This is a genomic window from Lacticaseibacillus baoqingensis, from assembly GCF_003946165.1.
In the GTDB taxonomy this organism is placed as follows: Bacteria; Bacillota; Bacilli; order Lactobacillales; family Lactobacillaceae; genus Lacticaseibacillus; species Lacticaseibacillus baoqingensis.
Genome location: NZ_RHOI01000023.1, coordinates 1 through 16,957 on the forward strand (window position 1 = coordinate 1; position 16,957 = coordinate 16,957).

Annotated in this window: 18 protein-coding genes and 1 tRNA gene; 7 read left to right on the plus strand and 12 right to left on the minus strand. The window is 51.2% G+C overall.

Translation table 11 applies throughout. From position 1 onward, the window contains the following. Window positions 1-88 precede the first annotated feature (88 nt). From EKM91_RS09480 to EKM91_RS09490, 3 genes are all read right to left on the minus strand, one after another. A complete protein-coding gene (locus tag EKM91_RS09480; RefSeq protein ID WP_125753272.1) occupies window positions 89-763 on the minus strand; it encodes a CPBP family intramembrane glutamic endopeptidase in 675 nt (224 codons plus the stop codon). A gap of 68 nt (window positions 764-831) precedes the next feature. After that, window positions 832-904: transfer RNA gene (locus tag EKM91_RS09485), tRNA-Thr, on the minus strand. A gap of 84 nt (window positions 905-988) precedes the next feature. Further along, window positions 989-1,633 (minus strand): HD domain-containing protein, encoded by a 645-nt coding sequence (locus tag EKM91_RS09490; RefSeq protein ID WP_125753275.1) that lies wholly within the window; start codon window positions 1,631-1,633, stop codon window positions 989-991. A gap of 78 nt (window positions 1,634-1,711) precedes the next feature. Between EKM91_RS09490 and EKM91_RS09495 the strand changes: the two genes are divergently transcribed. Then, window positions 1,712-2,134: a MarR family winged helix-turn-helix transcriptional regulator gene (locus tag EKM91_RS09495; protein ID WP_125753278.1), complete on the plus strand. Its 423-nt coding sequence runs from the start codon at window positions 1,712-1,714 to the stop codon at window positions 2,132-2,134. Between the two features lie 83 nt (window positions 2,135-2,217). On the opposite strand, the gene EKM91_RS09500 is transcribed toward EKM91_RS09495, so the two are convergent. The 3 genes from EKM91_RS09500 to EKM91_RS09510 form a co-directional block, all read right to left on the minus strand. Next, the gene (locus EKM91_RS09500) at window positions 2,218-3,219 is read right to left on the minus strand and encodes an aldo/keto reductase (RefSeq protein ID WP_125753282.1); all 1,002 of its coding nucleotides are present in this window, start codon (window positions 3,217-3,219) and stop codon (window positions 2,218-2,220) included. Between the two features lie 133 nt (window positions 3,220-3,352). Beyond that, complete coding sequence (locus EKM91_RS09505; protein WP_125753285.1) at window positions 3,353-4,159, minus strand: HAD family hydrolase; 807 nt, start codon at window positions 4,157-4,159, stop codon at window positions 3,353-3,355. A 22-nt stretch (window positions 4,160-4,181) separates the two neighbouring features. Further along, on the minus strand, window positions 4,182-4,520 hold the full coding sequence (locus tag EKM91_RS09510) for a hypothetical protein (protein ID WP_125753287.1): 339 nt from the start codon (window positions 4,518-4,520) through the stop codon (window positions 4,182-4,184). A 176-nt stretch (window positions 4,521-4,696) separates the two neighbouring features. Between EKM91_RS09510 and EKM91_RS09515 the strand changes: the two genes are divergently transcribed. After that, window positions 4,697-4,951: a DUF2187 domain-containing protein gene (locus EKM91_RS09515; RefSeq protein ID WP_125753290.1), complete on the plus strand. Its 255-nt coding sequence runs from the start codon at window positions 4,697-4,699 to the stop codon at window positions 4,949-4,951. Between the two features lie 162 nt (window positions 4,952-5,113). Here the strand turns inward: EKM91_RS09515 and brnQ are convergent, their stop codons facing one another. From brnQ to EKM91_RS09530, 3 genes are all read right to left on the minus strand, one after another. Then, a complete protein-coding gene (gene brnQ / locus EKM91_RS09520; RefSeq protein ID WP_125753293.1) occupies window positions 5,114-6,451 on the minus strand; it encodes a branched-chain amino acid transport system II carrier protein in 1,338 nt (445 codons plus the stop codon). Between the two features lie 85 nt (window positions 6,452-6,536). Beyond that, window positions 6,537-7,205, minus strand: a complete 669-nt coding sequence (locus EKM91_RS09525; protein WP_225419488.1) for a DUF6198 family protein — start codon at window positions 7,203-7,205, stop codon at window positions 6,537-6,539. Between the two features lie 13 nt (window positions 7,206-7,218). Continuing rightward, window positions 7,219-8,028, minus strand: coding sequence for a Cof-type HAD-IIB family hydrolase (locus EKM91_RS09530; protein ID WP_125753297.1), 810 nt, complete (start codon window positions 8,026-8,028; stop codon window positions 7,219-7,221). 80 nt (window positions 8,029-8,108) lie between these two features. Between EKM91_RS09530 and EKM91_RS09535 the strand changes: the two genes are divergently transcribed. Next, window positions 8,109-8,588: a ribonuclease H family protein gene (locus EKM91_RS09535; RefSeq protein ID WP_125753300.1), complete on the plus strand. Its 480-nt coding sequence runs from the start codon at window positions 8,109-8,111 to the stop codon at window positions 8,586-8,588. Between the two features lie 78 nt (window positions 8,589-8,666). On the opposite strand, the gene EKM91_RS09540 is transcribed toward EKM91_RS09535, so the two are convergent. Further along, complete coding sequence (locus EKM91_RS09540; protein WP_125753389.1) at window positions 8,667-9,863, minus strand: aminotransferase-like domain-containing protein; 1,197 nt, start codon at window positions 9,861-9,863, stop codon at window positions 8,667-8,669. Window positions 9,864-10,016: 153 nt separating this feature from the next. Here EKM91_RS09540 and EKM91_RS09545 point away from each other — a divergent pair, with 153 nt between their 5' ends. After that, the gene (locus EKM91_RS09545) at window positions 10,017-10,922 is read left to right on the plus strand and encodes a LysR family transcriptional regulator (protein ID WP_125753303.1); all 906 of its coding nucleotides are present in this window, start codon (window positions 10,017-10,019) and stop codon (window positions 10,920-10,922) included. Window positions 10,923-11,019: 97 nt separating this feature from the next. Here EKM91_RS09545 and EKM91_RS14190 read toward each other — a convergent pair whose 3' ends face one another. Then, window positions 11,020-11,970, minus strand: a complete 951-nt coding sequence (locus EKM91_RS14190) for a C40 family peptidase (protein ID WP_125753306.1) — start codon at window positions 11,968-11,970, stop codon at window positions 11,020-11,022. A 298-nt stretch (window positions 11,971-12,268) separates the two neighbouring features. After that, window positions 12,269-12,910: a hypothetical protein gene (locus tag EKM91_RS09555; protein WP_225419489.1), complete on the minus strand. Its 642-nt coding sequence runs from the start codon at window positions 12,908-12,910 to the stop codon at window positions 12,269-12,271. Window positions 12,911-13,015: 105 nt separating this feature from the next. Here EKM91_RS09555 and EKM91_RS09560 point away from each other — a divergent pair, with 105 nt between their 5' ends. The 3 genes from EKM91_RS09560 to EKM91_RS09570 are packed head-to-tail and all read left to right on the plus strand — an operon-like array spanning window position 13,016 to window position 16,920. After that, window positions 13,016-15,376 (plus strand): ATP-dependent DNA helicase, encoded by a 2,361-nt coding sequence (locus EKM91_RS09560; RefSeq protein ID WP_125753309.1) that lies wholly within the window; start codon window positions 13,016-13,018, stop codon window positions 15,374-15,376. A 42-nt stretch (window positions 15,377-15,418) separates the two neighbouring features. Beyond that, complete coding sequence (locus EKM91_RS09565) at window positions 15,419-16,099, plus strand: hypothetical protein (protein WP_125753312.1); 681 nt, start codon at window positions 15,419-15,421, stop codon at window positions 16,097-16,099. Further along, window positions 16,096-16,920, plus strand: a complete 825-nt coding sequence (locus EKM91_RS09570) for a sce7725 family protein (protein ID WP_125753315.1) — start codon at window positions 16,096-16,098, stop codon at window positions 16,918-16,920. The genes EKM91_RS09565 and EKM91_RS09570 overlap by 4 nt, the downstream gene beginning before the upstream one ends. Window positions 16,921-16,957 lie beyond the last annotated feature (37 nt).

Below are 16,957 nucleotides of genomic sequence, written 5' to 3' on the forward strand. Positions count from 1 at the left end.
GATTTCATTTTACAAGGACTCAGGCTACGAGTCTTTTCTATTTGGCTAATTTGTTGCACTTACAGTGTAAATCCGTCATGCCGCTTAGTTACAAAAACAGCGCGATGAAGTTATTGAGAAAATGCAGCGTCATGCTGTAGCGGATGTCTTTCGTATAGGCATATGTGGCGGCAAATATTGCGCCCATCGCCGTATAAAGCGCCCAGGCAAACGGTTCGCTGGGCCCTGCGTGCAACAACCCAAAGACCAAAGCAGATACGCTGCCGCTAAACCAAAGCCATCCGCGCTGGTCTTGATGCGGGAAGCAATGCATCAATAAACCGCGAAACAAGAGTTCTTCCACTGGCGGTGCCCCGACGACGGCAACTAATACCATTGCCAAAGGGGCTTGTTTCAATAGGGCGGTCAATGCCTCTTGATTGCTTGCTTCTTGCGTCCAGTGCAATTGTAAGCCGATCCCGTTAAGCAGTTGCGTCGCTGCCAAAGCCAACACCATGCCGACCATGAATCGGGCGACTTTTTTATCTAAATGTCTAGGACCATAAACGGCGGGCTTTTCAAAACGCAAGAAATATTGATACACCGCCGCCAGCAAGTATAATAACCCACCAAACGCGATCGTAAACACACCGGCCACGATCAAGGCACCCGCTTTACCATTGGTGACGATCGTCGGCACGACACTAATAGCTTGCGCAACACTATACAAAGCAAATAAAGCCACAACGGCCGCGATCCGGCCCAGAAATTTTCCGATGGTCATAGACAGCTCCTTTCGCGTATCCGGTGCATAATAATAAAAAAAGCCCAACCGTAATAGTTGGGCGATGCTGCCGTCTACTGGATTCGAACCAGCGACCTCATCCTTACCATGGATGCGCTCTACCTACTGAGCTAAGACGGCATATCCGTTGTGGTTGGTAAAAACAACCGCTCAATCAATATACAATATCTGCATACATCATGCAACCCTTTTGCACGAAAAAGTTCATTTTTCCCCTTGCCATTCTGCAAGGAATTCGCGGACAAAATCCTGCATCACCGCCGTCCGCTGCGCCGCTATCCGCCGCCCTGCAGGCGTGTTCATCTGCTCGGCAAGTTTGAAGAGCTTTTCATAGAAATGATTGATCACTGTGGACTCATCATCACGATAAGCTGCCGCATCGAGTTGCCAGCGCACAGGCATGTCGGCAGCATACATGCGGCTGCCATGTGCACCACCATACATAAACGTCCGCCCGATCCCGATCGCACCAAGAGCATCCAACCGGTCAGCATCTTGGACCAACTGGCCTTCTATGCTAAGCACTTGGTGCTGGGCTAAATTGGCTTTAAACCCCATATGATCGATGATCGTTAAGATTGCTTGTTGCTGTTGTGCACTAGCCCCTGCACGCTTTAAGGCGGTTTGCGTCTGCTGTTTGGCTCCTGCCACATCTTTGACAAGTTTATCATCATAGCTGTCATGCAACTGTGCTGCTGCTAAAACGATCTGCGCATCTGCTTGAGGCACATCAGCCAGCAAGCGCTGGGCATTCAAGACGACGCGTGCAAGATGATCATCAGCATGCCCGCTATGATCTTGTGCCGCGATTTGATCGGCGTATTGTTTGAGTATCAATTGATCGATCATGACCCTTATCCTTTGCTTTTTATCCTAGCGATCTCGTATGCTTAAAGTACAGACGATCCATCTAAAGGAGGCCGTGCCATGGCAGATAAAACGATGCGCGCCAGTCTCACCTTTCAACAATTCATTCGCTTATTGCCGCCAACTGCTGCTGCGCGGCCTTTACCTGAACTCAACCTCTTATTTTGGCTGGCCAATCACGAGCAAGCGCCCACTCCCAGCGGCTTAGCCGCCCAATGGCAAGTGTCGCGGGCAGCGATCACCAAGACACTCACCCCTTTGGTGGCTGCCGGGTTGGTGAGCAAACAGCGCGATGCTGCTGACTTGCGCAGTTTCACCATTCACTTGACTGCTGCCGGCCGCGCAGTCGTTGATAATTGTGCTGAAGCTTATTTAAAGCCCTTGACGACGTTACGCGCCGGCTTAGGGAAGAAGCGGTTTCGCAAATTAGAAAAACTACTGATGGCAGCTAACGCTTGCTTGAGTCCCAAAGAGCCGCAATGACAGCCATCACAGACAAGCGGCATTGCACACTTCCTTATAGGAGGTGGCAATGCCGCTTGTTTTTGGCGCCAGTGACAAAATCGCTAGGCCAAAATGTTATCGATCTCTGCGAGTTCATCTGGTGTAAAGTCCAGGTTGGCCACGGCGCCGAGGTTGTCTTCCAAATGCGCTACACTCGTAGTCCCGATGATCACACTGGCCACCACTTGATCGCGCAACAACCAGGCTAAAGCCAGTTGCGACAAGGTCTGGCCACGATCTTGGGCAAGCGCATTGAGGCGCTTGAGTTTGGCAACGACTGCGTCTTTACCATCCGCAAACGTTTCACGATTAGTGGGATGGATCTTGAAATCAGCCGGGATCCCTTGCAGATACCGCTCACTCAACAAACCTTCTGAAAGTGGCCCATAAGCGATCACGCCAGCGCCAGCAGCGCGCAAGGTCGTCAGCAACCCGGTCGTTTCGACACTGCGATTAAACATATTGTAGCTCATTTGATCCAATACGACAGGGGTCTTCAACTCATGAAACATCGCCAATGCTTGTTGCGCTTGATCGGTATCAAAGTTGGAGATCCCAATATACAATGCCTTGCCTTGCCGCACTACCGCATCAAGCGCTTGCACGGTTTCAGCTAACGGGGTTTGGTCATCGAACCGATGGGCATAATAAATATCCACATAATCGGTTTGCAACCGCCGCAATGAGTCGTCGATCCCTTGCAACACGGCTTTGCGTGAAGTCCCGACCCCAAACGGACCAGGATGGATCTCATAGCCGACTTTTGTCGCGATCACTAATTCATCTCGGTATGGCTTCAACTCACCAGCCAAAACTTGGCCCAGCATGGTTTCACTTGTGCCGTATCCGCCGCCATGATCGCCATTGCCATAATGATTGGCCACATCAAAATGAAACACGCCGCGATCAAATGCCGCTAACAATAAGTCTTTGCGCGGCTGCACCGGATCATTAGACCCGAAATGCTGCCACAATCCTAACGAAATCGCCGGTAATACAAGGCCACTTTTCCCGGCATGACGCACCGGCACATGAGCATAACGGTCAGCTTTTGCTTGATACATATCGTCACCGTTCCTTTCGTATAGGACCACTTTACCACGACCTTCACCAATCACAAAAATATGCGCTTAAAACCCGGCTCAAGGTAAAATCAGCGGGCCAGTCGCATCACGACTGGCCCGCTGATCAGGCGTTTTAAAAGTAGTTGCTCAAAAAATGCGCGATCCCGTCTTCTGTATTCGCCAAGGTCTGATAGCGCGCAGCGGCTTTCACCTCAGGCACTGCATTCCCCATGGCCACACTGATACCAGCGGCTTTGAGCATCCCTAGATCGTTGAGCCCATCCCCGAAAACGATCGTGCGACTCGCCGGGATCCCAGTTTTAGCTTGGAGTTCAGCGATCGCCGTAGATTTATCGATGTGCTTAGGGATCAATTCGATATTCGTCGGATCCGATGCGGATAAATGTAAGACATTTTTAGCGGCTAAAGTCATCATCGTCTTGACGAGCGGCTCAGGATCCGTGGGGCTCACAATCATCCCATTGGTGATTTCATTGGCATGCGTCAAGAGATTCTTAACGGTATGCACTTGTTCCACTGCAATTTCTGCGGCAGTGTTCGCGAAGGCCATGAGCGTGTCTACTACTGCTTGCTGCGGGGTTTTGGTGTAATAGACTGAATCATCCGTGAAATACACCGCCGTCAGCGCTGCTTGCCCAGCAGCGGCTTCGGTGGCGCGCAGTGCTTGCTCCCCCATCAAATGATGCACCCGCTCACCGTTAAAATCATATACCGCCCCATTAGAAGCAATGACTTCCGCGCGCGGATCGACTTGAGCGGTCATGATCTTGGCGAGGTTATACATGCGTCCGGTAGCCGCATAAAAGGCATGGCCAGCATCCAGCAGTTGCTTTAAAACCGCGACTGTTTTGGCACTGACGTGTTGATGGTCGAACGACAAAGTGCCGTCGATATCACTGATGATCAAATATTTTTCCATGTGTCCTCCGAAAATCGTCGCTTCAGCGTCCTTGGGGAATCGTTGCTAATGTCGCTTTGAACCAATCATTCCAAGGCGTGTCTGGAATGCCATTTTCATTGAATGGCGTCTGCAATACTCGCAGTAATGCCGTCAGATTCTCGCGACGGTTAGCCAGCAAGCCGGCGATCAACTCAGCAGTCGAAAAGGCGCGATTGGCCATCAACCAATGATTGATATCTGCCACGTCCCCTTTTTCATCGATCTGTGCGATCAAGTCCAACCCTTCATGCCGATATTTATCGAGGTAAAATGCGGTGAAGTCACTCAATGCTTTTTGCTTTGCCTCCGGAGTCAGTTCGTCGATCAACTTTGTTGCCATGATTTGTTTGCCATCCTTTCACATTACTCACATCTATAACGATAGCTAAATTAAAGCGACTTGGCAAATCCGAATTATTTGTGAATATTATCTTTTATAGGTTGTTTTCCTCAAGAAAATGGGATAGCATACATGACATCAATCATCATATCGATTGAGCGAAAGGATCTGATAGCATGAAGAAGGAAGATATTCATTTAGGCGATTCCTTGCAGTGCAAAGTAAAAGAAGACATGGAAAAACCATTCACCGGCACCGTCCAGAAGGTCTACGAAAACTCAGCCCTTTTGGATATCACCGATTACGCTAGTGCCGATAAGCAAAACGCCGCAGAGTTGAATTTCAAGATCGTGATCAACTTTAAGGCCATCCAAAAGAACTTCGGCGGCGGGGTCATTGAAGATCCGCCAGAAGAAGCCTCAGCTGAATAAGAAACTTAAGTCGAACGTGCGCGCACGTTCGGCCTTTTTTTGTTCCATCTAGTGATGCCAGCCGCTTAGTGTGCTCAAGCACAAGCCTGCAATCGGCATATCACTGACCGCCACCTTGCTTTTGCCAACCCCACCCCCTGAAAACGGATCAGGGGCATTGAGTTAATGTTGTGCCTGCCGCCAGCGGCCGATCAGCCAGCCAAGCACGACTCCGACCACCGCTGGTACGATCCAGCCTAGACTGACACTAAAGCCTGGAAGCCAATGACCCCACGATAAAGCTTGCTTGACCCAGCCGGTGTGCAAACTAGCCGGGATCGCGTTGAGCCCGTCAAGCAATGCCGGGATCACGGTAAACCCGATCGCGGTATTGAACACCCATTTGCTTTGCCCCAACCACGGGCTTGCCAAAGCTAACAAGATCAACACGATTGCCAATGGATACAATGCGACTAACACTGGTGTGGTCAACAATAACAAGCGATCCAAGCCGATATTGGCAAATACCAAAGGGATCAAGGCCGCCACGAAAATCACCCCTTGGTAGGGTAATGCTGGAAACAGCTCTTGGGCAGTGTCACCAAAAGCAGTGATCAGCCCAATGGCCGTTTTCAAACAGGCAATGATCACGATCACTGCTAATAAGGCGTTCCCAAATTGGCCAAAATATGCATGGGCCACATTAGCAAGGATCACGCCGCCGTTGGCTGCGCGGCCATACGTCCCCAGCGCATTGCGTCCCAACACAGCTAGCAGGGCGTAGATCACCCCCATCAGCGCCACGGCTAAGACACCGGCACTCACGGTATCTTTGGCGATTTGTGTCGGTTTTGTCACGCCCAGCTCACGCAAGGCGTTGACCACGATGATGCCAAATGCCAGTGCCGCTAAAGCATCCATCGTCGAATACCCCGCAGTAAACCCAGTCACCAGCGGTGCGGCCTGATACGCGCCATGAGCCGCTTGGCCATTGCCCATCGGTGCCAATACCGCAGCCCCTAACAATACGGCTAAAACGACCAAAAACGCCGGTGTGAGCACCTTGCCCACATAGACCATGATCTTACCCGGTTTTCGCGCCAACCACCAAGCAACCGCAAAAAAGAGCACTGAATATCCCCACAAAGCCGGCGTGGCACGGCTGGCGGTGACAAACGGGGTCAAGCCGATCTCAAATGAGATCGACGCCAGTCGCGGTAAGGCAAATAACGGCCCAATACATAAATACAACAGGATCGTAAACCCATAGGCAAACGGCCGGTTGACCTTTTGCGCCAGTTCAAAGACGCCATCGACTTTCGTGATCCCAATGGCAGCGACCCCTAACAAAGGCAGCCCCACACCAGAAACCAAAAAGCCGATCAAAGCTGGCCATAACTCATGGCCGGCTTCTTGACCGACAAATACCGGAAAAATCAAATTTCCGGCTCCAAAGAATAAGCCAAATAACATCGTGCCAATGAATAAGCGTTCGCGGCGTGTCAGGTGGTGATCCGTCATCTGAGGTTCCTCTTTTCATCCTGATTGTTAATGGCATTGTACCAAGATAATCTGGCAATCAGATGAAATCTCCATGAAAGCGAACCTAAACGTGCAAGTGCCGATGTTTCAGCTTGGGAAACACGAAACGATCAGCCATACCGACCACAGCCCCTTGTGCCACCAAAGAAAACAACGTCCCAATATTCACCGCAAATAATTGCTTGGTCAGCGCCCAACAGATCAGACTGATGGTGATCGGTGGAATAAACGATGCCGGCTGCGCCGCGGCAGCATTACCATGCAGAAAGCGAAAGCGAATGATCTGCATAAAATCATCATTGGGATGCAGCATAATATTGACGCGTTGATAGACAGAAACCGCACTGCCAATGCACACGACGCCGATCAAGTCCAGACCCACCCGCACGGCTAAAGGCCAAGTCATGATAGGCGTCAGCCGGATCAAGTTCGCCCAGCCAGAGACCAAAAAGGAAAATGGCACCATATACAAGAAATTCCCTAAGATCCGCCGCCAGTCGACTTGCCCCAAAATCAAAGCGTTGACGACCACCACTGCAACGCCTTCGATCAGCAAGACCCAAGATAAGCGCGCGGCAAACATGTGACTCAGATTCACTGCACTGGCGGTCCATAACGCACTGCCAAGATTCAAGGCAACCGTCAGCCCATTGCCGAACCCATTCAACATCAGCGAAAATGCAAACATTCCTAATAAACTAAGGCTTGATTGTGGCGCTGTTGGCTTTTGCAACTTATCGCGCTCCTTATAAAGCTAAGTACTCTGCAAGATAATCCGCCATTCCGTCGGCTTCATTGTCTTGTGCTGTCACCGCATCGGCAACAGCTATAATCTCTGGGCGGGCATTTTTCATGGCGACGCCGACGCCTGCATAATCCAGCATTTCTTGGTCATTGAGGTCATCACCAAAAGCGATCACATCCTGTTGCGCGATGCCGTATTGCTTGGCCACGTATGCCAAGGCTTTCGCCTTACTGGTTTGTTTGGCCGTGACTTCCAATGCGGTGTGCGGGCCTTGCCAAGCGCCCCAAGTTTTCGGCGTTAATTCTGGGTAGCGCGCGTGGATCGCAGCTTGTAGCGGCTTTAATGTCTCTGATTGAATGAACATCGTCACTGAAATCGGCGCCTGCGTCAATCCTTGTTCGTCTAGCAAGGTCGTGGGGGCAGGCATATCTGGTAAAAATGGCACGTTTTTATAGCCGTGATCGGCTAATAATAGCTGCTTGCCTTCTGCTACCATCAAGTGGATCGCAAACTCTTGCTTAAACTGGCGTAGTGCCAGCGCCGTTGCTGGGGAAATCACCGCTTGGCGCTCCTTGGCCCAATGCTGATGCGGTTTGTGGATCAAAGCCCCATTGAAGTTGATCATGGGCCCGCTCAACGCCAACTGATCATAAAACTGTGTTGAAATCGCATCTGGCCGGCCAGTGGTGATCACCACTAAGTGCCCTGCCGTCTGCGCTTTTTGCAGCGTCTTGATCGTGGCCGCACTCAATGTGCCAGCTTGATTTAATGCCGTACCGCCAAGGTCTATGGCAATGAGTTTACGTGTCATCTTACTCTCCTTTGGCGTTGCAGTTGCCCAGGCGCTTTTTCAACCGTACAATAAAGAAACGAAAGGCGGTCGAAAAAAACATGGATGCGATCATTTTATACACAGACGGCGGTAATCGCAATACCGGCAACAATAAAGGTGGTTCCGTGCGGCCAACGGATAAGAGCGCTTGGGCAGCGCTGTTGATCTATGGCGCACACAAGAAAATGCTGACCGGCGGCGATTATGGCCGTACCAACAATTATATGGAGATCATGGCCGTGATCCAAGGGCTAAAGGCGATCACCAAACCGGAATTCCCAGTGGACATCTATTCTGATTCAGCGTATGTCATCAACACGATGCAACAACGCTGGTGGGTCAAGTGGCAACAAAACGGCTGGAAAAAAGGCGGCAAACCGGTGATCAATGCAACCCTATGGCAAGCGCTGCTTGCGCAACTTGACCGTTTTGATCAAGTCACGTTTCATAAAGTCAAAGGCCACGCCACCAACCAACACAATAATGAAGTCGATGCTGCGTTGAACCACACCATGGATCAACTCCCGGATAAGCGCTAATCAAAGGCTTGGGATCATTGCCGCCATGCAAAATAGGCTGGGTCCGAAAATCGGATCCAGCCTATTGCTTTTGGGAAATTAGTTGCTTAACTGTGCTTTTGCCAAAGCAGCGCGCAAGCTCAAGCCCAGTGCCTTAGCGCCAGAGCGAATCTGCGCCAAAGACGGCCCGGTAAAGTTCAAGCGCGCCCCGTTATTTGGCCCCTGTCCTGGGGTCATCACACTGGCAGGCACAAACGACACGTTGGCTTCAGGCAAGAGCTTATTATTCATAAATGCTTCAGCATCAAAGCCTGCCGGCAACTGCAGCCATAAGAAGAAGCCGCCTTGCGGATCATTGATCTGACAAGTATCAGGCAAATATTCTCGCAGTGTCTTGACCATCAGCTCTTTCTTCTGACGGTAACAAGTCCGGATCTGTTGGATATGCGCATCCAGATCATTGTGTTGCAAATAGTTATCGATCCCTTGCATCATCAAGTTGCTCGATTCTACATCCGCGCCGCCTTTAAGGGCCATCAACGGTTTTAACAGTTCAGCGCTGGCAGTCAGCCAGCCCAAGCGCAAACTTGGTGCCAAGATCTTAGAGAAGCTCCCTAAGAAAATCACGCGCCCTTCAGTATCAAAATGACGCAATGGCGGCAGGTTTTCACCGGTATAGCGCAAATCACGGTATGGGCCGTCTTCTAAGATCACGACATCATAGCGGTTGGCTAATGCAACGAGCGCCTTGCGCTTGGCCAAGGACATCACCGTGCCAGTGGGATTTTGAAAATCAGGGATCGTGTAGATCAACTTGACTTGTTTGGTCATCAAGATCTTCTGCAACGCTTGCAGATCCATCCCGTCTGCTTCCACAGGGACGGTATAATAAGTCGGCTGATACGCATCAAACGCCGCTAACGCCCCAACATAAGTAGGGCCTTCGACTACTAACCCATCCCCGACGTTCAATAATAACCGTGCCGTCAGATCGATCCCTTGTTGCGCCCCTTGCGTTAATAACACGTCTTGGGCTGTCGCAGAGATCCCATCATGGCACATGCGCTGAGCTAACTTCTGGCGCAGCGGCAAGTAGCCGGCAGTAGAAGCATATTGCAGCAGCTCGCTATCGTCATTAGTAAAACTGCGACTAAAGGCTTGATTCAGTTCTTGGCGAGGAAATAAACTCCGGTCTGGATAACCGCCAGCAAAAGAGATCACATCTGGGGCCGACGCGGCAAACAGTGTCTCTAATCCTGCTGCTGAGGTCTGATAATTACGTTGTGCGAGTTCCATCATGATCCCTTCCTTTCAGGTGATAACTTGACTTCATCATACAAAGATTCTAAGATGAAGTAAAATTCAACCTCGTCAAGTTTACATGAATTCACCTCATGTATGACAAAGATGCCGGTATCATTGGCTTCAGCGGTTGAAATAGGAGGGCTTATGAGTAATTTTAGCTATGAAGTTTTCAGCGCGGTGGTCGATAAAGGCACCTTCATGCAAGCCGCTGCCGAGTTGAACGTCACCCCGAGTGCGATCAGCCACAGCGTCAGCCAACTCGAAGCGGATCTGGGTTTCCCGCTTTTTATTCGCAATCGCAGCGGCGTCGAATTGACTTCTGATGGCAAGACCATCTTGCCAACGATCCAAGCGATCTTGAACCTGGAAGATCAGCTCGTGCAAATCGCCGACAACATCAATGGGATCAACACTGGGCGCATTCGTATCGGTGCGTTTTCATCTGTTTCCAACAATTGGCTGCCGCCGATCATCTTAGCCTTCAAAAAACAGTATCCCCAAATCGATGTTAACTTGGTGCAAGCCAGCTTCAACGAAGTCGCCGAACAAGTGCGCGTGGGGACGATCGATATCGGCTTTTCATTGATGCCGGTGCCTAAACAACTCGTCGCCATCCCGTTGCTGAACGATCCGATCTACTGCATCACCCCTAGCGCCTACACCCCGCAAAATGGCGAATTTATGACCGATCGGGACATGGCGCACCAAAACTTCATCTTGCAGCAAAGCGATTATGATCGGGACACAAAAAAAGCGCTTGATCGCTATAACGTCTCCACGAACTCGTTACATTATTCGCTTGATGACCAATCTATCTTATCGATGGTAGAAGCCGGTTTAGGCCTAGGGGTCTTACCGCGCTTAGCGTTACAAAAATTAGTCGGGTCCGTGAACACCTTCCCATTTTCCGAACCCTTCGCGCGGACCTTGTGTTTGGTGATGAACCCCACGACTCAAAAATCACCATCCGTCGCGCGCATGCAAGCGGTGATCATCGATTATCTCCAACGCCTTTACCCCAATGATTGCCTCGTCCCTCAAGCAGACTGAACGTTTCTGTCAATGCCAAAAAGCGCGCCACCAATGTCGATACCCGACATGATGACGCGTTTTTTTGGTTGACGCCGTAAGCGTTTGGCCGCTTAAATTACAGGACACGCAACCCGAAGGAAGGCATGAAGTAACTGTTGATCGTGGAAATACGAACGGTTTGGCCAGGTTGAGGCGCATCGATGAACTGGTTGTTGCCGATGTACAAGCCAACGTGATACGTGGCGCCGGCGCTGCCCCAGAAGACCAAATCGCCGGCCCGCAAGCTGCTTAAGCTGATACGAGTCCCTGCAGATTCTTGCGCTACCGTGTAGCCGCCGATGTTTTTGCCAGCCGCATTCAAGAAGACGTAGTACATCAACCCAGAGCAATCAAAGCTGCTAGGACCTTTGCCGCCCCAAACATATGGCTTGCCCAGTTGTGCCTTAGCCAAAGCGATCACTGCAGCCGCCTTAGAGCTGGCGTTAGTGTTGCTGGCAGCTGGCGTGCTTGGTGCCGTTGCCGTGCTGCCGTTATAAACCGACGCACCGGCACTGGCAACCCAAGAGTTCACCCCTAAGCGATACCAAGTATAACCATTGGCTTGAACGGTCGTCGTATAGTTATAGATCGCCCCAGCCTTAACACTGCCGGTGACCCCATAGCTCGTACCGCCATTAGAACGCAGATTGGATAAGTAGTTGATCCGCACTTGACCGATCACCTTGCTGCCAGTAGCAGGGGCTGCTGGTGTGCTTGGTGCAGCAGGCGCACTGCCTTTAGGGGCAACGCCAGCGCTGGCAACCCAAGAGTTTACCCCTAAGCGATACCAAGTATAGCCGCTAGCTTGAGCCGTTGCGGTATAGTTATAAACTGAGCCTTGACGAATGCTGCCGGTAACGCGGTTATTCGTCCCAGCATTAGCGCGCAAATTGGAAACATAGCTGGCTTGGATCTGGCCGATCACGGTGCTGGCATGAACATTGTTGGACTTGCCTTGCGCCAAAAAGACCCCGGCAAGTACTGCGGTACTAGCTAATAATGATGTCGCGGTTTTGCTCAATTTCATTAAAAATATCCCCCTAAGACTGCCACGATCACGTTACCAGACGTGCTTATCGCGACTTAACGTTGACTAAAAAATCATAGTCCGGATTCAAAACGTTCGCATACTTCATGGAAACGTCTTAATTAACAACATGATGAGTGTACCAAAACTGCATTACAGCAATGTTACTAGACCTAAACAATTCAACTACGTCTGCGGCACAACCGGCAAAAGCCGGGTCGGCACACACACAAACGCCTCTGCATCACATTCGAATCGAATGCGGTACAGAGGCGTTTGGTTGGTATCGTGAGCCTATTTACTTCGCCGCAGGTTTGCGCGCGGCGGTTTTTTTGGCCGCAGGTTTGCGGGTCGTCGTTTTTTTGGCGGCTGGCTTACGGGCAGGCTTTTTGGCAGCTGCCTTGCGCGCAGGCTTTTTGGCTGCCGGCTTAGCTGCCCCTGGTTCTGGCTTAGGAGCCAAGGCGTTGGTCGCAATCGTGGCCAACTTTTCTTCTGTTGCGGCGATGATCGCTTGTTGCGGGGCAGCCTTGGCTTGTTGATAATCTGCTAAGGTCGCGATTTGGTCGATCCGCAAGCCAGAAGCATTGACATGCGGCGAAACGACGATCAAATAAAGCCGCAAGGGGACCATTTCTTCTGGTTCTAAGAAGTTGATGATCTTCTTGGCATCAGCAAAAGGCAGATTAATGATCCCAGTTTCCAGCCGCACGATCGTCGGTTCTGTTTCTGTGATCGTCAACTGCGCTTGGATCAGCTTGCCGGCTGAAATCGCGTCATCCACTGCCGCAAATACCGGCTGCAAGGCCTGGGCGATACCGCTTTTTTTCAACGCTTGCGGGGTAATGTCTTGGTTGAAGGTGGCAAAATTGCCATCCATAACGGCGTCTTGAAACGCCTTGGTATTGATATCCATGTCCACCGTTCTTTCTACATATTCCATGTCTAGCCCATCATAGCGTATTTGCCTATCACGGTTCAACTTTTTACAGTGTTTCCTAACCCGAACAAGTGTCCTATACTGATAAGAGCAAAGGAGGGGGCGCACATGGCTAAAAATCGTATTGGCGTGCGTGAATTCGTGGAATTTACGGTTCGCACCGGCGATCTCAACCCGATCACGACTAATTCGAACAACACCGCGCTGATCGGAGCCAAGATCCATCGGCGCCTTCAATCTGCTTATGATGCGTCCTATGAAAAAGAGGTCTACATGCAGCACGCGGTAGTGGTCAATGACACTGATTACGTAATCGACGGGCGCGCTGATGGCGTCCAAACGACCCCTGAGCATGTGATCGTCGAAGAGATCAAAACATCTGCACGTGCTTGGGAACAATTACCGCAAAACACCAAAGATCGCTACTGGGCGCAGGCACGTGTTTATGGCCACTTTCTTTGCCAAGACCGCGATTTAGCCGAGATCACCTTGGATCTGGTGTATTATCAAACCTCTAACGATCAAGTGACGCGGTTTTCAGAAACACACAGTGCCCAAGCCCTTAGTTTGATGTTTGACGACTTGCTGGCTGAGTTTGCCGATTGGTTGAAAATGCGCAGCGACATCATTCAAACCCGCAACGCCAGCATCGCCACCTTAGCTTTTCCGTTCCCAGAATATCGCAAAGGCCAATATGAATTAGCCAGTGCCGCTTACAAAACGATCCTCGCCTCGACACGGTTGTTTGTTGAAGCGCCGACAGGTACCGGCAAAACCATTTCGACGTTGTTTCCCACCATCAAAGCCATGGGCGCCGGCTTGATCCAGCGTTGTTTTTACCTGACCGCCAAACAAAGCACGCGTCACGTTGCTGAAGGGGCTATGGGCTTGATGGAAACGCATGGCTTACATGCCAAAAGCATCACGCTCACTGCCAAAGACACGATCACCTTTGCAGATGAACCAGATGATCCCACTAAAAATCCATATATGATCGGCTATTACGATCGCCTCAAGCCGGCTTTAAAAGACCTGCTGGCCAATGAAGACCAGCTCACCCGCAAGACCATCGAACACTATGCCAAAAAGCATACGCTGGATCCGTTTGAGTTTTCGTTAGATGCGAGTTTGTTTTGTGATGTGATCATCTGTGATTATAACTACTTGTTTGATCCCGCCGTTTTTTTACAGCGCTTCTTTAGCGAACCAGACACGGCCAACTTCTTTTTGATCGATGAAGCGCATAACTTAGTCAGCCGCGCGCGCGACATGTATTCTGCAGCGATCGATGATGCGGCTTTTACGCAGCTCAAAGTCGCCCTTGAGCCATTCAAAGGGGCTGGATTGCCCGCGATCAAAGGCAACTTAACGAAGTTATTGACGGCTTTTGATGTGGTACGGTTATCTTTAGGCGATCAACATGAGCGTTTTGAAGCTGAACCAGCAGCGGGATTTGTCGAAGCGGTCGATCGGCTAGGTCAAAGTATCCACGATTGGCTGAGCGGAGAATTGCGTACTGACCAACAAGCGGTCGTCGACTTATTACTCCCGGTTTATTTTGTTTGTTTAGGCTTCTTGCGGATCAATGACTTTTACAATGACTGCTTTGAAACCAAACTCACAGCCGATGCCAAGCATCTCGTGATCAAGTTGTTGTGTCTGGATCCTAGCGCCTTTATCGCCGATTCATTGGCGAAAGGCCGTGGGGCGATCTTATTTTCCGCGACGCTTTCGCCGATGGCCTATTACCAAGATGTCTTAGGCGGCGCAGCAGACTCCCTTGCCTACCAGCTTCCGTCTCCTTTTCCTGCAGCGCATCAAGCAGTGATCGTCACAGCCAACATCCAAACCACCTATCGTCAACGCGCTGCCAGCTTGCAAACGGTGATCGCCAGTCTCACGGTGATGGTCACCGCCCAGCCAGGCCACTACTTGGTTTTTTTGCCTTCATACGCCTACTTGGACATGGTCGCATCGGCTTTTGAAGCCGCGCAGCCGGCATTAAAAACGGTCCGTCAAAGCAATGCCATGGATGCTGAAGCACGGGCGCAGTTTCTGGACCATTTTCGTGAGGATCCTGAACCAGTCGTCGGGTTTGCGGTGCTGGGTGGTATTTTTAGTGAAGGGATCGACCTCAAAGGCGCCCAGTTGATCGGCGTGGCGATCGTTTCAGTCGGGTTGCCTGGTTTAAACTCAGAAACCGACCAATTGAAAGCTTATTTCGACCGTCAAAACGGCAATGGCTTCGCATATGCGTATCAATTACCGGGCTTCAACAATGTCTTGCAAGCCGGTGGCCGCGTGATCCGCGGGGCCCACGATACCGGAGTGATCTTGCTTTTGGATGCGCGTTTTTGCCGACCGGATTATGCTCAGCTGTTCCCACCGCATTGGGCCCATGCGCAAGTCAGCCACAGTACCGAAGAACTCGCCCGCCAGCTGACCAACTTTTGGCTGAGCGTCCAATAACCACCCCTCGTGGTCGCATATCCACTGATCGAAAGGATCCTCATGAAAACACCATTGACTTTAGACCTTGAAAAAACGTTATACGCCTATTGGGAGGCCCAAGGCGCCACTGCAGTTGAAGAAGTGACCATGCCCAATGATCTTGGAATCGTGGACACATTGGTGCGTCAAAATGATGGCGACAGTCACCTTTGGCGTTGTTTTGAGCTCAAGGTCACAAAGGCAGATTTTCATAGTCATGCCAAGTTGAGCTTCGTTGGCCAGTATAATTACTTCGTGTTTCCCGCGAGCTTATACCCCCAGCTCAAAGCGGAGATCCCCGCCAACATCGGGGTCTTCACCTACCGAGCGTTTGCCCCAGACGCACTGGCCGCCAGCTTGGTACCAGTGCCTGCTCCTGGCGCTTTGACGATCGCTAAACCCGCTCGCCGCCAAGCTTTGCAAGTGCCAGAAGCGGCGTTAAATGACCGTTTCATCGCCAGCCTTGATCGCGAAGTGCGCAAAGCCAAACGCGTGGCGCAAGGCTTGGCACCGTTTAGTGACGATGCCTTGCTCAAGGAATTGCGCCGGCGCAGCGACCATTACGATGTCTATGACCCACAAAGCAATCTCTACGACCAATTTGCCGACCAATTGCAAAATGACACCATCGCTGCTTTGCAAGCAGAAGTGGATGCACTCGCTGCTGAATTGGCCCACTACAAACTCGAGGCGCACTCGTGAACTACTACCCTGTGATCCGCGGCCGTCAATATGACCTCATCGCCTTGCGCGAAGCCGTCCAAAATCAATTGAGCGCGCACATTATTCCCATCATCGAACCGGTCAAAGACATCGCCGCTTTGCCGCGGACGATCGCGGCGTTTGCCAAAGCCCAACACCCATTATTCGTCATTCAAAATCCCCAAGTGGGCCAATATGGCTTATTGGCCCATCCGCGCTATCCCATTAGGCAGCCGCTAATGCCGCCTGTCGCTTGGGCGCGCTATTTTGATGCCGTACCCACCGGTTTGACTATCGCGCAGACGTTTGCACAAAGCCAATTGCTGGCTGCAGATCAAATGGCGTTGCTGCCCAATACCGCGCGCGTCAGAGCATTGGCGCATCCGCATGCGATTTATCTGGAAGACCACTACCCGACTCGCCAACGGACAGAAGACTACTACCTGATCCAAGATGAGCTTTATCAATATCCGCAAGCGGCACTGGCCGGCAGCGGTTTTGCTGATTATCCGCTTAGCACGCATCATTATGACGAGCATGGCTACCCGCAGCGTGCGATCGCCTTACATCTGCTGTATCCGCGACAAGGGGCGTTATGGCTGCATCACTTCACTTCCGTTAACAATCAAGACTACCGCGATCCTGGCACCAAGTTTTTCGAAGCCTTGACCCCTTTGCGGCCTTGGTTAGCCCAGCACCCAAACGCCCAAACGCCGGCGACGCAAGCGCTGATGGCGCTGGATCATTTTCCCGGATTAGGCACCGTGCGCAAATTGCAACTTGAACATTGGCTGACGATCATTGGCCGCTGGCTGACGTGATGACCTGAAAATGCCCCTTGATGAACTCTGAGCGTTC

Coding starts and splice junctions, on each gene's coding strand:
- EKM91_RS14190 (WP_125753306.1), bottom strand. CDS start 11,970: ATGAAATTGAGCAAAACCGCGACATCATTATTAGCTAGTACCGCAGTA.
- EKM91_RS09565 (WP_125753312.1), top strand. CDS start 15,419: ATGAAAACACCATTGACTTTAGACCTTGAAAAAACGTTATACGCCTAT.
- EKM91_RS09540 (WP_125753389.1), bottom strand. CDS start 9,863: ATGGAACTCGCACAACGTAATTATCAGACCTCAGCAGCAGGATTAGAG.
- EKM91_RS09515 (WP_125753290.1), top strand. CDS start 4,697: ATGAAGAAGGAAGATATTCATTTAGGCGATTCCTTGCAGTGCAAAGTA.
- EKM91_RS09530 (WP_125753297.1), bottom strand. CDS start 8,028: ATGACACGTAAACTCATTGCCATAGACCTTGGCGGTACGGCATTAAAT.
- EKM91_RS09500 (WP_125753282.1), bottom strand. CDS start 3,219: ATGTATCAAGCAAAAGCTGACCGTTATGCTCATGTGCCGGTGCGTCAT.
- EKM91_RS09555 (WP_225419489.1), bottom strand. CDS start 12,910: ATGGAATATGTAGAAAGAACGGTGGACATGGATATCAATACCAAGGCG.
- EKM91_RS09545 (WP_125753303.1), top strand. CDS start 10,017: ATGAGTAATTTTAGCTATGAAGTTTTCAGCGCGGTGGTCGATAAAGGC.
- EKM91_RS09535 (WP_125753300.1), top strand. CDS start 8,109: ATGGATGCGATCATTTTATACACAGACGGCGGTAATCGCAATACCGGC.
- EKM91_RS09510 (WP_125753287.1), bottom strand. CDS start 4,520: ATGGCAACAAAGTTGATCGACGAACTGACTCCGGAGGCAAAGCAAAAA.
- brnQ (WP_125753293.1), bottom strand. CDS start 6,451: ATGACGGATCACCACCTGACACGCCGCGAACGCTTATTCATTGGCACG.
- EKM91_RS09490 (WP_125753275.1), bottom strand. CDS start 1,633: ATGATCGATCAATTGATACTCAAACAATACGCCGATCAAATCGCGGCA.
- EKM91_RS09480 (WP_125753272.1), bottom strand. CDS start 763: ATGACCATCGGAAAATTTCTGGGCCGGATCGCGGCCGTTGTGGCTTTA.
- EKM91_RS09560 (WP_125753309.1), top strand. CDS start 13,016: ATGGCTAAAAATCGTATTGGCGTGCGTGAATTCGTGGAATTTACGGTT.
- EKM91_RS09505 (WP_125753285.1), bottom strand. CDS start 4,159: ATGGAAAAATATTTGATCATCAGTGATATCGACGGCACTTTGTCGTTC.
- EKM91_RS09495 (WP_125753278.1), top strand. CDS start 1,712: ATGGCAGATAAAACGATGCGCGCCAGTCTCACCTTTCAACAATTCATT.